This window comes from Bauldia litoralis (assembly GCF_900104485.1).
GTDB classification, from domain to species: Bacteria; Pseudomonadota; Alphaproteobacteria; order Rhizobiales; family Kaistiaceae; genus Bauldia; species Bauldia litoralis.
In genome coordinates this window covers 474,500-487,747 of the sequence record NZ_FMXQ01000001.1, presented here as the reverse complement: position 1 = coordinate 487,747, position 13,248 = coordinate 474,500, and the positions used below count along the sequence as shown (strand labels likewise).

Genomic DNA, 13,248 nt, shown 5'->3' with positions numbered 1-13,248 from the left:
ATATTGACCGCGGGGTAAACGGCCGGATCGCACTTTTTGGTGCGCCGCCGCCTGTCGTGAGAAGAGGTTCCGACCATGAACATCATACAGCAGCTCGAGAAAGAGCAGGCCGAATCGATCGCAGCCGTCCGCGCTGTGCCTGAATTCGGCCCCGGCGACACCGTCCGCGTCAACGTCAAGGTGACCGAGGGAACCCGCAGCCGCATCCAGGCCTATGAGGGTGTCTGCATCGGGCGTTCCGGTGGCGGCCTCAACGAGAGCTTCACGGTCCGGAAGATTTCCTACGGTGAAGGCGTCGAGCGCGTCTTCCCGGTCTACTCGCCGGTCATCGATTCGATCGATGTCGTTCGTCGCGGCAAGGTCCGGCGGGCGAAGCTCTATTACCTGCGTGGACGTCGCGGCAAATCGGCGCGTATCGTCGAGAAGCAGGACCGCCGTCCGCCGCGCGCTGCCGCCGCGGCCGAATAGTCCGCACCTCTTTCTTTGCCGGATACCGCCACCCGGCGACGCTCGTCGTCGGGCGTCGGCGTGTGCGCTGCAAGCGGCATGCGCGGACGCGTCGTTTACTATTCCGCGAAAGAGTCGGCCCGGGCGCACGTTTGAGACAAACTCGCCGCCTATCTTTGGCGGATGATGTCACGTCGCTCCTTCCTCAAGCTCACTGGCCTGACCGCGTTGGCGGGCGTCGGCCTGAGTTCCTACGCCCTTGCCATTGAACCGCGCTTCCGCCTCGAGGTGACGCGTTACCGGCTGACGCCGCCCGGCTGGCCGGCGGGTCGCCGGCCGGTGCGCATCGCGGCGATCGCGGATCCCCACATCTGCGATCCGTGGATGCCGATTTCGCGACTGGAGGAGATCGTCGCGGTCACGAACGGGCTGCAGCCGGATGTCATCGTGCTGCTCGGGGACTTCATCGGCAGCATGTCGCGGTTCGGCACCAGCGCGGTGCCCATCGCGGACTGGGCGCGGGTGCTCGGTCGGCTGGAGGCGCCTCTCGGCGTCCGGTCGATCCTCGGAAACCACGACTGGTGGACCGATGTCGACGGAATACGCGCGGCCCTTGTCGATAACGGTATCCCGGTGATGGAGAATACCGTGGAACTCATCCCGGCGACCGACAGTTCGGCATTCTGGCTGGCCGGGCTTGGCGACCAACTCGCCCGCCAGGTTGGCCACAGCCGGTTCGTCGGGGTTGACGACCTGCCGGGGACGCTGGCGCAGGTCACCGACGACCGGCCGGTGGTGCTGCTCGCCCATGAACCGGACATTTTCACGCAGGTCCCCGCGCGGGTCAGCCTGACCCTGTCCGGCCATACCCATGGCGGACAGGTCAATCTCCCCTTCCTCGGGCGTCCGGTCGTTCCTTCGGCCTATGGCGACCGTTTCGCCTACGGCCATATCGTCGAGGAGGGCCGCCACCTGCTTGTTTCCGGCGGCCTCGGTTGCTCGAAGATGCCGATCCGCTTCAGGGTGCCGCCGGAGATCGTTCTGGTCGAACTTGGCGGCGACGCCGTCGCATCCTGACTATTTCGGCTCGACCACGGCGATGATCGGCCCGTAGCCACCATGGCCCGGCGGATCGTCGCGCCCGAGGTCCGGCGCATAGATGCCCGGCGCCGAGCCGCCATCGAGAAACAGGGCGTTGTCGCAGCCAAGGTGGTCGCGGAAGAAGCGGCCGAAATCGTGGAAACTGACGCTGCCTTCGGTGATCGCGAAGCGCACCTCGCCGGGCGTCGGGGCGCAGACCCCGTTGCGCGGCTTGAGGGATGTCGAGCCGGGGATGAAGGCCGGGTGCAGCTTTCCGTCAATCACCAGCATCGGGCCGGACTGAGTGGCGAAGGCGGCCTCCGGTGGTTGCGCGAGGTAGTCGTCGGTCGCCATTACCCCGGCCGCGTCGGCGGTAAGATAGAAGATGCCGTTCGGCTTCTTGTAGAAGTTTGGTTCCGGCCGGATGTCGGAGGTTTCGGTGTTGACGGACCGCAGTTCCTCGCCGCCCTCGACATAAAGGCCGATCGGACTGAGGTCGTCGCCATACATACCGCCGTTCATGGCGAAGGCGAGGGCCAGTCCCTCGGCCTCGAGGCCGGCCGCCAGCGCGGAGAATGTGGCATGGGGCGCGTCGTCGGCGCCGCGCCAGAACAACCGGACATCCGCCTCGGCGAGATCGAAGCCGCAGACGATATAGGCGGCGTCCTCGAAGCTCTGGCGCTCGCAGGCCGCGGCGGCCGGTGTCGCCGAGAGAACGGCGCCTGCGGCCAGGGAGACGGCGACGGCCGCGAATGATTTCCAGTCAAACCGCATTTTTCGACTTTCCCTCCGTGAATCATCCATTCGGCCCACCATATGAACGAGGTATTCCAAACTGATGATGCCTTGCCGTATATAGACCGCATGAACGCAATCGGACACGTGGCGAAAAGCGACGGGAGTGCCGTGATGGCCGGGGTCGGTGTAATCGCCGACCATTTCCGGCTGCCTTGGCGATTCCACGCTCGGATCGTTGCCGCGAGGGGGCCGGGCGACCTTTGACCGCCCGCGTCCGGGCGCGGTGTCCGTGACAGTCCAGCTATTCGGCGATCCATGCGGATCGCGCAGCTTTGCAAGGCATATCCAATGAAGCCGAGAACCCTCTACGACAAGATCTGGGACGACCACGTTGTTCATCAGGACGACGATGGAACCTGCCTGCTCTATGTCGACCGCCACCTCGTCCATGAAGTCACCAGCCCGCAGGCCTTCGAGGGCCTTCGCCTCGCCGGTCGCAAGGTCCGTGCGCCGCAGAAGACGCTCGCGGTCGTCGACCATAACGTGCCGACCACCGACCGCAGCGGCGGGATCGCCAACGAGGAGTCGAAGATCCAGGTCGACGCGCTGGCGAAGAACGCCGAGGATTTCGGGGTCGAGTATTACAACGAACTCGATCACCGGCAGGGCATCGTCCACATCATCGGCCCGGAGCAGGGCTTCACGCTGCCCGGCATGACGATCGTCTGCGGCGACAGCCACACCTCGACGCATGGCGCCTTCGGGGCGCTCGCCCATGGCATCGGCACCTCGGAGGTCGAGCATGTGCTCGCCACCCAGACGCTGATCCAGAAGAAGGCGAAGAACATGCGGATCACCGTCGACGGTACGCCGCCGCCCGGCGTGACGTCGAAGGACATCATCCTGGCGATCATCGGCGAGATCGGCACCGCCGGCGGCACCGGGCACGTGATGGAATATTCCGGCGAGGCCTTCCAGGCGATGTCGATGGAAGGCCGGATGACGGTCTGCAACATGTCGATCGAGGGCGGTGCCCGCGCCGGCCTGATCGCGCCGGACGAGACCACCTACGCCTATATCAAGGGCCGGCCGAAAGCGCCGAAGGACGGGCACTGGGATGCGGCGCTTCGCTACTGGGACACGCTGAAGTCCGACGAAGGCGCCGAATTCGATCGCGAGGTCCGTCTCGATGCGTCGAAGCTGCCGCCGCTGGTGACCTGGGGAACGAGCCCCGAGAACGTCACCACCATCGACGGCAGGGTGCCGGATCCCGCCGATATCGCCGATCCCGACCGCCGTCGCGCGGTCGAGCGGTCGCTGGCCTATATGGGGCTCGCGGCCGGTACGAAGATCACCGAGATCCCGGTCGAGCGGGTCTTTGTCGGCTCTTGCACCAACGGCCGTATCGAGGATTTGCGCGCCGCCGCCAAGATCATCGGCGACAAGCGGGTCCGCGATGGGGTCAGCGCGATGGTTGTTCCCGGCTCGGGGCTGGTGAAGGAGCAGGCGGAGGCGGAAGGCCTCGACAAGATCTTCCTGGCCGCCGGCTTCGAGTGGCGCGAGCCGGGTTGCTCCATGTGCCTTGCGATGAATGACGACCGCCTCAAGCCGGGCGAGCGCTGCGCGTCGACCTCGAACCGGAACTTCGAGGGACGGCAGGGCTTCAAGGGCCGCACCCACCTGGTGTCGCCGGCGATGGCGGTGGCGGCGGCGATCGCCGGGCATTTCGTTGACATCCGGGACTGGAGCTAGGCGACACATGTCGGGAGGGGGCGCGATGCCGCGTGTTAGGGCGGTCAGCCTCTCTCCCGCGCATACCTTCAGCAAGCCCGAGGCTGCCGCAATTCGCCTGCTGGCCGGGCTTGGCGTCGAGGGTGATGCGCATTGCGGCGAGACGGTGAAGCATCGCTCGCGTGTCGCCCGCGATCCGACCCAGCCCAATCTCAGGCAGGTTCACCTGATCCACGCCGAGCTGTTCGACCAACTGCGCGGACGCGGATTCACCGTCACACCCGGTGTCATGGGCGAGAATGTCACGACGGAGGGGATAGACCTGCTCGGACTGCCGGTCGGCGCCCGCCTCGCGCTCGGCGAAACGGCGGTCGTCGAGATCACCGGCCTCCGCAATCCCTGCCATCAACTCAACGACTTCCAGCCCGGACTGATGGCCGCGGTTCTCGACCGCGATGCCGCGGGCAACCTTGTTCTCAAGGCCGGGATCATGGGGGTGGTCGTCGCCGGTGGCGACGTTCGTCCGGGGGACGCGATCGCCGTCGCCCTCCCTGAGGGTCCGCAGCGGCCGCTGGAGCGCGTCTGAGGGGTCTTCGGACGGCTGACAAGCGAACGGCCCCGCGGGGGCGCACGGGGCCGTTCTTTCTACTGGCAGCTTTGGAGGTCGGGGTGGGGGATAAAGCCGCTCAGTGATACTTGCGTCCTTCAGTCGGCCGAGCCGGCATTTCGTCGGCAGGCGCCAGCCTGATGGCGTCGGTGTCCTTGATGAAGGCGACAGGCGTATCCGCGAAGCGGGTCACGCGCTCGGCCGGGGCCGGGAACATGTCATAGGCGCCTTCCTCGAAGAGTGCGGCAGCCGGTCCGATCGGAATCCTGTAGCTCATGGCACCATTTCCCTGTTGGGCTGTATTTCGCCCTTGAACTTATTATGGCGTGTCCCGCCGCGTTCTTCAGTGAAGTCAATCACAGCGGTCTTGAAGACATATGAACGATCACGGTTCACGCAAGGTTCCATTGCGACATAAAACTTCAGGAAAGCGGCTGCGCTAGGGCGCGTCCGTGACCATATCCGGGCAGTTTTGTGGAGATTTTCACCACCTCCGATACGTCGGCTGCCATCGGCACACCTTGCCGGCATAGACCCGATAGGTCACCCATCCGCGGCGTGGCTTCCAGGCGCGGACGGTCCTGAACCGCGGCGTGCACACCTGTCTTTTGGCCGGTACGCGGTACTTTCGCGGGGGTGAACGCGGGTAGAACCGGGGCGGCGGATGGGGCGTGTAGCGCGGCGTGCTCCAGCCGAACCAGACGCCGCCGCCATTGTAATAGCCGGCCGAAGCCGGGGTCGATGCGATGCCGGTCGCGCCTGCGCCAACCATGATGGCGGCGGCACCGGCGATTATCGTTTTCTTCAGCATGCGCGCAATCCTTTCGCCTGTGGACGGGAAAGTCGGTCCGTATCGCGTCGCCCTGATGGTCATTCTGGGCCGTCGCGCTGAACCGCGACTGAGACGCCGGTTCAGCAGCGGTTCAGCTTCGGCTTGACCCGCGCCGCGAAGCGATGAAACTGGCGTCCATGAGCACGATTGACACGACACGACTTTCGATTGGCGACGCCCATGAACTGGCGCCGCTCCTGGCGGCCTGCGCGCAGGAGCGAAACCGCGGCGCCCCGAGGCGGCCCGACGAGTTTTACGCCGAACTGCTGCTCAACGACCGAACCGCGGAAATCCTCGGGGCGCGGCTCGAAGGGCGGCTTGCCGGCTTCGCGGTCTTCTTCGACCTGCCCGACATGATGAACGGCCGGCGGATCGGGCAGCTCAACGAGATGTTCGTGATCCAGGATTCGCGCGAGCAGGGAGTCGAGAAGGCGTTGCTCGACGCGGTCGCCGGCGAGGCCGCCAAGCGCGACTGGGACAACCTGCGCTGGCTCGTGCCGGAGAAGCCGCCAGTCGCGCGGGCGCTTGCCGAGCGGTTCGGTCATCCCGGCGGGTGGGCCGCCTTCTCGGTCGCGATCAGGTGACCGGACCGAGAGGGGAGGCCGTCGGGACTCCTCCTTCAATGTTGTCGACGCGCCAATGAACCTCACCTCCGAGGCGCTGATCGGCAACGGCGCGATGATCGGTCACGCAAGCTATGTGCTGCTGATCGCCTCAATGCTGATGACGCGCATGGTGTGGCTGCGCATCCTGGCCATCGGCTCCGGAGTTCTCGCCGCTGTCTATTCAGCCTACTGGCTGGACGATCCGGTCTCGGTCTTCTGGGAAATGCTGTTCGTGCTGACCAATGTCGGCCAGTTGACCATCACGTCCTATCTCAATAGGCGGACCCGGTTCACGACGGAGGAACGGACATTCTACGAGATCGCCGTGCCGGGGCTTGAGCCCGCCCATGCGCGACAACTGCTTCAGGCCGGCCGCTGGGTCGATGCAGAACCCGGCGCGGTGCTCACCCGTCAGGGCGAGCGGGTATCCGATCTCGTCTTCATCACCAGCGGCGAGGCGCGGGTTGAGGTCGACGGGCAACCGGTCGGCTCCTGCGCGACCGGCGACTTTGTCGGTGAGATCAGCGTTTCGACCGGGATACCCGCGACCGCAACCGTGACGGCGGTGGCGCCGATCCGCTATCTTGCCTTCGAGAGAGGCGTCCTGATGAAGCTTCTCGGCCGTTCGTCCGAGATAGCCCAGGCGGTCGAACTCTCGTACCGGCATGGCCTTCGGGACAAGTTGATCCGGGCGAACATGGCGATGGCGAAAGCGACGGGAGGCTCCGCGCAGTGAGCGGCGATCAGGACAACATCCGACCCTCCGAGCCGCCGGACCAGGTCGAGATCTGGGCCAAGCGGACGGGGCGAACGCTTGGCTTCATCGCCCTCTTCGTCCTCGCCCTCTATCTTCTGGTCACCTACGCGCCATGACCGACAAGTCCACCGCGACGAACTGGGTCAAAGCGCGTGCGCCATCGCTCGACGATCTCGAGATCATGGCCCGCGATGCCTTCGCCGCGCTGCCCGAGACCTTCCGGGCGCTGACCGGCAACCTCCCGATCCAGGTGGCGGACTTTCCGCAGGACGATGTCCTTGACGACCTCGGTATCGAATCCGAGTTCGGCCTGCTCGGCCTCTTCCAGGGTATCGGCCTCGCCCATGCATCCGCGGTGCCGACCACCGGCGAGATGCCGAACATGATCTGGCTCTACCGGCGGCCGATCCTCGACTACTGGGCCGAGCACGACGAGTCGCTGGGGGGTATCGTCACCCATGTCCTCATTCACGAGATCGGCCACCATTTCGGGCTCTCGGACGAAGACATGGAGGCGATCGAGCGGGCGGCGGGCTAGTCCGTGGCGGTCGGCTCGGTCGGCGCGGCATCGCTCCCCGAGAAGATCTCTTCGATCTCGGCCATGTGGGGATATGAAACGCCGGCGTCACGCAAAGCCGCGAAGTCGGTGACGACGACATCTTCCCAGCGCCGGTCCCCGACCATCGTGCCGCGCCGGCCGAGATAGATCGCGTCGGCTTCGGCGATCCTCCCGGACGCCATCAGCGCATGGGCGAGCCTGGTCAGGAAGACGGCCTCGCCCGGCACCAGCGCCAGCGCCTCCCGGGACGCGGCCTCCGAGCGGTCGAGATCGCCGGTGAAGAGGCTGGCCCAGGCGACATTTGCGAAGGCGCCGGCAAGCTTGCGGCCCCGGCCAGGCTCGGCCGGCGCGGCGTCAACCAGCGCACGCCACACGCCGACGCTCTCCTGCCAGGCGGACAAGGCCCCGGCCGCGTCGTCGAGCACCATCTTGAGATGGCCAAGCCGTTCCAGATTGCCGGCAAGCTGCATCCGGTCCCCGTCGCTGTCCGGCACCGCGGCGGTCAGATCGCGGCCCGCTGCAACGATTTCCTCCATCAGCACGATCGCCGCTTCGCCATCGCCGGCCCGCGCCTTGAGGTAGCCCAATCGTTCCAGATCGCCGATCAGCGCCCGCAGCCGGTCCGGGTTGCCGGGGTCGGCCGCGACGAGCGCGCGCCGCAGGTCCAGCGCCTCCCCGTAGGCCTCTTGGGCGCCGGCGTCGTCTCCCTCGAGCTTCAGGTTGCCGATCCTGTCGAGCGTCTCGGCGGCGTCGGCTTGCCAGACCGCATCCCGCGGGTCCGCGGCAAGCAGCATGCGGGCCGCGGCAAGGGCTGTCTCGTAGGATGCAAGCGCACCGTCACGGTCTCCGGTGCGGAGGCGCGTGTCGCCCTCCTTGCCCCGGCAAACCACCACGACGCGCCGGGCAGCATGGTTGTCCCGCCGGTCGGCAAGAACCGTTTCGGCCATGCCGGCGGCTTCCTCATAGGCGCTGATCGCCTCGGCGTCATCGCCGGTGGCCAGGCGGGCATCGCCGAGCCGTTCGAGACCGAACGCGGCCTCCAGTTGCAGCGTCGTGTCCTCGGGATCGAGCGCTGCAAGCCGTTTGAGGATATCGGCGCTTTCGCTGAAGAGGGCCAGCGCGGTGGGGGCGCTGCCATTTGCCATCCGCGCCTCGCCGAGTCTTTGCAGGGCGACTGCCATGTCGTGCTGCCAGACGGCGTTCTCCGGATCGATGGTGGTCAGGCTGCGCGAGATCGTCAGGCTTTCCTCCCAGGCGGCAAGCGCTGCCGCCGCGTCGCCAAGCCGCGTGTCGATGTCGCCGAGGCGCAGGAGGCGCAGCGCCAGGTCCCGCCAACGCAGCACGTTGCCGGGGTCGATGTCGTGCAGCCGGCGGGTGATGGCGAGACTCTCCGCCAGCGTCGCCCGTGCGTCTTCCAGCTCGCCAGTGAGTTCCAGCGCACCGGACATGTTCTCGAGGATCGCGGCGATGTCGCGCTGCCACAGGGTGTTGTCCGGATCGGTGGCTGCCAGTTCGCGGTGAAGGGCGAGGCTCTGTTCCTGCACCTCCAGCGCCCCGGCACCGTCACCTGCCGCCATGCGTGCAAGTCCGATGCGTCCGAGTCCGATCGCCACGTCGCGCTGCCAGGTGGTGTTGTCCGGTTCGAGCGTCGTCAGTTTGCGGGCGGTTGCGAGATACCCCTCGAAGGCCTCGAGCGCCGCCTCGACGTTGTTCCGTTGCAGTTCGATGTCGCCGATCTTCGACAGGTTGACCCCGATATCGGCCAGCCACCGCGTGTTGGCGGGATCGGTGGCGGTCAGCGTCTCGGCAATTTCGAGGCTTTCGCGATAGGCGGCGAGTGCGCTGCCTCGGTCCCCCGCCGCCCGGTAGGTGTCGCCGAACTCGCCGAGCATCGCGCCACGGCTTCGCATGATGTCGGTGTCGTCCGCCGCCGCCTCGGACAGGCGTCCGACGGCTTGCTCGACCCGCTCGAGGATGATGCGGAGGCTCTCGATCCGCATGCCCTCGACCTCGCGCAGGCCCTGGGCAATGTCGAAGACGACATCGTCGACGGTGCCTTTGGCGATGTCGAAATTGCGCGTTGCGCGCTCGGCTTCCGTGGTCGCGATCCAGGCGGCGATGCCGGCGGCGATGCCAAGGCCGGCCACCACGACCACGACTCCGTAGGCGAGGCGGACACTGCGCCGCTGCTGGCGGACCTCCTCCGAATAGAGGTCGGCTTTCTCGACGCTGTGGATCGTCGCGGCCAGGTCGAGCGAGGCGTGGAGGAAGCCCTGGTTGCTCTTGGTCGCCAAGGCCGGGTCGGTGCGGAAGGCGCGGAGGTCGACCCATAGCGGCTCCTCGGCGAAGCGGCCGTGCAGGCTCGGCGGCAGCGGCAGAGCGGCGTCCGACCGGAAGTCATGGATCTCCTCGTCCCATGCCAGTTCGCCGTCGGTCAGCGCGATCAGCAGCCGGTCGATCCCGTTGGCGGCGATGAAATGGGCGACTTCCCGGTCGACCCATTTCGATGCCGCCGCCTCGGGAGAGGCCAGCAGGATCAGGTATCGCGACCGGTCGAGCTTGTCGGCGATCCCCTGCCACAGGCTCGGGGCGGCCGAGAGGCTAGTCGCGTCGAGGAAGACGTTGAGGCTTCGCACCTTCCACCACGGCTTGCCGATCGTCTGGATGACAGTCCGGAGCGCACGGGCGACCGCCTTGTCGCCGCGCTGGCTGTAGGAGATGAAGGCGTCGTAGACCGGCTTGACCGCGCCGGTCGCCGGCGGCGACCCCGCGATGGGGGAAGGGTGCTTCATCAACGGATCATACGTCCCGAGCGCCCGCCCTCAATGGCCATGACACCAGACGAATCGGACGATACTCGGGCGGATCTGTCCTGAGCCATCCTGCGCACGTCTTGACGTCGGAAGCCTTCCGTCGCACATGATGCGGCGGAAAAGGAAGCTCCCCATGCAGAAATTCGACAAACTCACCGCCGTCGCCGCCCCGCTGCCGATGCTCAATGTCGACACCGACATGATCATCCCCAAGGATTACCTGAAAACCATCAAGCGCACCGGGCTCGCCAAGGGTCTTTTCGCGGAAATGCGCTTTCAGGACGATGGCAGCGAGAACCCGGATTTCGTGCTCAACAAGCCGGCATATCGCAAGGCCGAGATCCTGGTAGCCGGCGACAATTTCGGCTGCGGGTCGAGCCGCGAGCATGCGCCGTGGGCGCTGCTCGATTTCGGCATCCGCTGCGTGATTTCGACCAGCTTCGCCGACATCTTCTATAACAACGCCTTCAAGAATGGCGTCCTGCCGATCGTGGTGTCGAAGGAAGATCTCGACAAACTGATGGACGATGCGAGCCGCGGCGCCAACGCCACGATTTCGGTCGACCTGGAAGCGCAGGAAGTGCGCGGCCCGGATGGCGGCGTCGTCAAGTTCGAGATCGACCCGTTCAAGAAGCATTGCCTGCTGAACGGCCTAGACGAGGTCGGCCTTTCGCTTGAGAAGAGCGAACACATCGACCGCCACGAGCAGCGGTTCGCCGAAGAGCGGCCCTGGCACTAAGCAGTTCCGGCGGGCCTTTGGCCCGCGTTCACTCGTCCGGCAGGATCGCGGTCACGGTCTCGATGACCCGGAGCGCCATGCGCTCGTGCATGCGCTCGACCATCTGGCCCTCGACGGCGATCACCGCCTTGCCGTGGTTTTCCGGCCGGTCGAAGGCGGCCAGAACCTTCTCGGCCCATTCAACCTCGTCATTGCTCGGCGCGAAGGCCTCGTTGGCGATCGGCACCTGGCGCGGATGGATCAGGGTCTTGCCGTCCATGCCGAGGTCGCGCCCCTGCTGGCATTCGGTGTCGAAGCCCTTCCAGTCAGTCAGGTCGTTGAAGGTGCCGTCGAGGACGGCGAGTCCGTAGGCGCGGGCGGCGAGGACGCAGTGCGACAAGGCAGGCGTCAGCGCCGCGCGGCCCGGAAGCAGGCGGACCCCCATTTCGCGGGCAAGGTCGTTGGTGCCGATCACCAGCGTATCGAGCGCCGCGCCGGCGCCGTTGTTGGCGGCGGAGGCGATGCCGGCGGCGTTGAGGACGGCGAGCGGGGTCTCGATCATCGCCCAAAGGGCAAGGCCTTCAGGGGCTTGCGCGGCGGCCAGGGCGGCGCGGGCGCGGCGGACATCCTCCATCCGCGAGATCTTCGGGATCAGGATGGCATCCGGCATGGCGGCGACGACGGCGGCGATGTCGCGGGCAATCCACGGGGTGCCCAAGCCATTGACCCGGACCACCACCTCGCGCTTGCCATAAGCATGGACATTCACCGCCGCGGCAACCGCGGCGCGGGCCATTTCCTTGGCTTCCACGGCCACCGCATCCTCGAGATCGAGGATCAGGACGTCAGCCGCGATGGTGCGGCCCTTGTCGAGGGCGCGGGCGTTCGAACCCGGTATGTAAAGTGCACTTCTACGCGGTCGCGGCGCTGCCGCCATGCTAAGTATTCTCCCCCAGGGCCGGCGAGAGACTAGCTTCCCCGGGACGATCCCAAAAGCCCTCTCGTGCCGGATTCGGCACTGTTGCTCCGGGAGCCGGGTCGGACCAGGCGGCGGCAAAGGCGGAACGAAGAAAGTGAAAGCAAAGCAAGCGGTTATCGTCGTCAACAGCCAGGTGGCGCGCGGTTCGGTTGGCGGTCGGGCGGGTGTCTTCGTCCTTCAACGGATGGGATTCCCGGCATGGTGGGTGCCGACGGTCCAGTTCCCGTGGCATCCGGGTCATTCTCCGTCGACACGGATGGCGCCGGAACCGGCGGTTTTCAGGGCTTTTCTGGCAGATCTCGCCACCGCGCCATGGCTTGGCGAGGTCGGGGCGGTGATGAGCGGCTATCTTGGCGATGCCGGCCAGGCCGAGGCGATCGCCGATCTTGTCGACGCGGTCAAGGCGAAAAACCCCGACGCTACATACCTTTGCGACCCGATCATCGGTGACGCCGGGGGGCTTTTCCAGCCGGAGGATGTGGGCGTGGCGATCAGGGAGGTGCTGCTGCCGCGCGCCGACACGGCGACGCCGAACCGTTTCGAACTGGCGTGGCTGTCCGGCAAGTCATTGGAAACGAACGATGAATTGATCGCGGTCGCGCGCGGGATCGGCGTCGGCGAGATGGTGGTCACGTCGGCCTTTGCCGGCGAGGGGGCGATCGGCAACCTCCTGGTCCGACCGGAAAGCGCCAGTCTTTTCAGTCACCTGGCCTATCCGTCGGTGCCGCATGGCAGCGGCGACCTGCTGGCGGCGCTCTACCTCGGCAACCGCCTCGACCGGCTTCTGCCTGAAGTCGCGCTGGAGCGCGCGGTAGCCTCGACTCACGATCTGATCACCCTCGGACGGGCGATGGGCGACGATGAGATGCCGCTGGTCGCCGGTCAGGCGCTGTTTGAATCAGCGCCGGACGGCGTGACCGTCGAGACACTGTCCGATGCGTCTCACATGCTGTCGCAATCGCGATCCGGATAGGCGCCGATGAAGCGATCGGGGATGACGCTGACCTCGACGCTATCGCCTTCCATCGCCGGCCGCTCCTCGATGCGTCCCTCGATCCTGACCAGCACCTCGGCGCCGGCCTCGGGGACGACGGCGAGGTATCCGGATTCGAGCGCGATGTTATCCGCCTCGAAGGAAACCGGGTAACGCTCGCCGGAGGCGCAGTCGCGGAACAGCGCGGCATCGGCGATGTATGAATACATGCCGGCCATCGGCACCGGGGTGCCGAGATCGGCGGCCGGGGCTGCGGTGGAAAAGCCGGCAGCGGCGAGTGTCGCCGCGACCAGGACAATCGGTACCGGGGATGTCATCAGGTCGCCCTCCTCGTCGGTGAGGGAGGAAGACTAGCGGCGATTGACGGCGACAGGGAGGCGGTGCGCCC

Annotated in this window: 16 protein-coding genes; 10 read left to right on the top strand and 6 right to left on the bottom strand. The window is 66.4% G+C overall.

All coding sequences use genetic code 11. The features are described from left to right. Positions 1 to 75: 75 nt before the first annotated feature. Together rplS and BLT60_RS02285 are read left to right on the top strand one after the other, a co-directional pair. Positions 76 to 468 carry a 50S ribosomal protein L19 gene (gene rplS / locus BLT60_RS02290; protein WP_090874579.1) on the top strand — a complete coding sequence of 131 codons (393 nt, stop codon included), beginning with the start codon at positions 76 to 78 and terminating at the stop codon, positions 466 to 468. A 162-nt stretch (positions 469 to 630) separates the two neighbouring features. Further along, positions 631 to 1,524, top strand: coding sequence for a metallophosphoesterase (locus BLT60_RS02285; RefSeq protein ID WP_090874578.1), 894 nt, complete (start codon positions 631 to 633; stop codon positions 1,522 to 1,524). Here the strand turns inward: BLT60_RS02285 and BLT60_RS02280 are convergent, their stop codons facing one another. Beyond that, positions 1,525 to 2,301: a phosphodiester glycosidase family protein gene (locus BLT60_RS02280; RefSeq protein ID WP_090874577.1), complete on the bottom strand. Its 777-nt coding sequence runs from the start codon at positions 2,299 to 2,301 to the stop codon at positions 1,525 to 1,527. Between the two features lie 312 nt (positions 2,302 to 2,613). On the opposite strand from BLT60_RS02280, the gene leuC reads away from it, so the two are divergent. After that, positions 2,614 to 4,017 carry a 3-isopropylmalate dehydratase large subunit gene (gene leuC / locus BLT60_RS02270; protein ID WP_090874926.1) on the top strand — a complete coding sequence of 468 codons (1,404 nt, stop codon included), beginning with the start codon at positions 2,614 to 2,616 and terminating at the stop codon, positions 4,015 to 4,017. Between the two features lie 25 nt (positions 4,018 to 4,042). Beyond that, positions 4,043 to 4,582 carry an MOSC domain-containing protein gene (locus BLT60_RS02265; RefSeq protein ID WP_090874925.1) on the top strand — a complete coding sequence of 180 codons (540 nt, stop codon included), beginning with the start codon at positions 4,043 to 4,045 and terminating at the stop codon, positions 4,580 to 4,582. A gap of 100 nt (positions 4,583 to 4,682) precedes the next feature. On the opposite strand, the gene BLT60_RS02260 is transcribed toward BLT60_RS02265, so the two are convergent. Then, positions 4,683 to 4,880 (bottom strand): hypothetical protein, encoded by a 198-nt coding sequence (locus BLT60_RS02260; protein ID WP_090874575.1) that lies wholly within the window; start codon positions 4,878 to 4,880, stop codon positions 4,683 to 4,685. 207 nt (positions 4,881 to 5,087) lie between these two features. Next, positions 5,088 to 5,414, bottom strand: coding sequence for a hypothetical protein (locus tag BLT60_RS02255; RefSeq protein ID WP_090874574.1), 327 nt, complete (start codon positions 5,412 to 5,414; stop codon positions 5,088 to 5,090). Between the two features lie 158 nt (positions 5,415 to 5,572). On the opposite strand from BLT60_RS02255, the gene BLT60_RS02250 reads away from it, so the two are divergent. From BLT60_RS02250 to BLT60_RS02240, 4 genes are read left to right on the top strand one after another with little or no spacing between them, the layout of a single operon-like run. Next, positions 5,573 to 6,019, top strand: coding sequence for a GNAT family N-acetyltransferase (locus BLT60_RS02250; protein ID WP_090874924.1), 447 nt, complete (start codon positions 5,573 to 5,575; stop codon positions 6,017 to 6,019). Between the two features lie 55 nt (positions 6,020 to 6,074). Further along, complete coding sequence (locus BLT60_RS02245) at positions 6,075 to 6,776, top strand: cyclic nucleotide-binding domain-containing protein (protein WP_090874573.1); 702 nt, start codon at positions 6,075 to 6,077, stop codon at positions 6,774 to 6,776. Then, positions 6,773 to 6,913: a hypothetical protein gene (locus tag BLT60_RS24260; protein WP_175478212.1), complete on the top strand. Its 141-nt coding sequence runs from the start codon at positions 6,773 to 6,775 to the stop codon at positions 6,911 to 6,913. The genes BLT60_RS02245 and BLT60_RS24260 overlap by 4 nt, the downstream gene beginning before the upstream one ends. Then, entirely contained in the window at positions 6,910 to 7,335 is a 426-nt protein-coding gene (locus tag BLT60_RS02240) for a metallopeptidase family protein (RefSeq protein ID WP_090874572.1), read from the top strand. The genes BLT60_RS24260 and BLT60_RS02240 overlap by 4 nt, the downstream gene beginning before the upstream one ends. Here BLT60_RS02240 and BLT60_RS02235 read toward each other — a convergent pair. After that, a complete protein-coding gene (locus BLT60_RS02235) occupies positions 7,332 to 10,148 on the bottom strand; it encodes a TIR domain-containing protein (protein ID WP_090874571.1) in 2,817 nt (938 codons plus the stop codon). The two genes, BLT60_RS02240 and BLT60_RS02235, sit on opposite strands and share 4 nt — an antisense overlap. Before the next feature lie 154 nt (positions 10,149 to 10,302). Here BLT60_RS02235 and leuD point away from each other — a divergent pair, with 154 nt between their 5' ends. After that, a complete protein-coding gene (leuD, locus tag BLT60_RS02230) occupies positions 10,303 to 10,908 on the top strand; it encodes a 3-isopropylmalate dehydratase small subunit (RefSeq protein ID WP_090874570.1) in 606 nt (201 codons plus the stop codon). 28 nt (positions 10,909 to 10,936) lie between these two features. Here the strand turns inward: leuD and BLT60_RS02225 are convergent, their stop codons facing one another. Then, positions 10,937 to 11,824: an HpcH/HpaI aldolase/citrate lyase family protein gene (locus BLT60_RS02225; protein ID WP_090874569.1), complete on the bottom strand. Its 888-nt coding sequence runs from the start codon at positions 11,822 to 11,824 to the stop codon at positions 10,937 to 10,939. Between the two features lie 136 nt (positions 11,825 to 11,960). On the opposite strand from BLT60_RS02225, the gene pdxY reads away from it, so the two are divergent. Further along, complete coding sequence (gene pdxY, locus BLT60_RS02220; protein WP_175478253.1) at positions 11,961 to 12,839, top strand: pyridoxal kinase; 879 nt, start codon at positions 11,961 to 11,963, stop codon at positions 12,837 to 12,839. On the opposite strand, the gene BLT60_RS02215 is transcribed toward pdxY, so the two are convergent. Beyond that, entirely contained in the window at positions 12,809 to 13,177 is a 369-nt protein-coding gene (locus BLT60_RS02215; protein WP_090874567.1) for a hypothetical protein, read from the bottom strand. The genes pdxY and BLT60_RS02215 overlap by 31 nt on opposite strands. Positions 13,178 to 13,248: the final 71 nt, after the last annotated feature.

Coding starts and splice junctions, on each gene's coding strand:
- rplS (WP_090874579.1), top strand. CDS start 76: ATGAACATCATACAGCAGCTCGAGAAAGAGCAGGCCGAATCGATCGCA.
- BLT60_RS02285 (WP_090874578.1), top strand. CDS start 631: ATGATGTCACGTCGCTCCTTCCTCAAGCTCACTGGCCTGACCGCGTTG.
- BLT60_RS02280 (WP_090874577.1), bottom strand. CDS start 2,301: ATGCGGTTTGACTGGAAATCATTCGCGGCCGTCGCCGTCTCCCTGGCC.
- leuC (WP_090874926.1), top strand. CDS start 2,614: ATGAAGCCGAGAACCCTCTACGACAAGATCTGGGACGACCACGTTGTT.
- BLT60_RS02265 (WP_090874925.1), top strand. CDS start 4,043: ATGCCGCGTGTTAGGGCGGTCAGCCTCTCTCCCGCGCATACCTTCAGC.
- BLT60_RS02260 (WP_090874575.1), bottom strand. CDS start 4,880: ATGAGCTACAGGATTCCGATCGGACCGGCTGCCGCACTCTTCGAGGAA.
- BLT60_RS02255 (WP_090874574.1), bottom strand. CDS start 5,414: ATGCTGAAGAAAACGATAATCGCCGGTGCCGCCGCCATCATGGTTGGC.
- BLT60_RS02250 (WP_090874924.1), top strand. CDS start 5,573: ATGAGCACGATTGACACGACACGACTTTCGATTGGCGACGCCCATGAA.
- BLT60_RS02245 (WP_090874573.1), top strand. CDS start 6,075: ATGAACCTCACCTCCGAGGCGCTGATCGGCAACGGCGCGATGATCGGT.
- BLT60_RS02240 (WP_090874572.1), top strand. CDS start 6,910: ATGACCGACAAGTCCACCGCGACGAACTGGGTCAAAGCGCGTGCGCCA.
- BLT60_RS02235 (WP_090874571.1), bottom strand. CDS start 10,148: ATGAAGCACCCTTCCCCCATCGCGGGGTCGCCGCCGGCGACCGGCGCG.
- leuD (WP_090874570.1), top strand. CDS start 10,303: ATGCAGAAATTCGACAAACTCACCGCCGTCGCCGCCCCGCTGCCGATG.
- BLT60_RS02225 (WP_090874569.1), bottom strand. CDS start 11,824: ATGGCGGCAGCGCCGCGACCGCGTAGAAGTGCACTTTACATACCGGGT.
- BLT60_RS02215 (WP_090874567.1), bottom strand. CDS start 13,177: ATGACATCCCCGGTACCGATTGTCCTGGTCGCGGCGACACTCGCCGCT.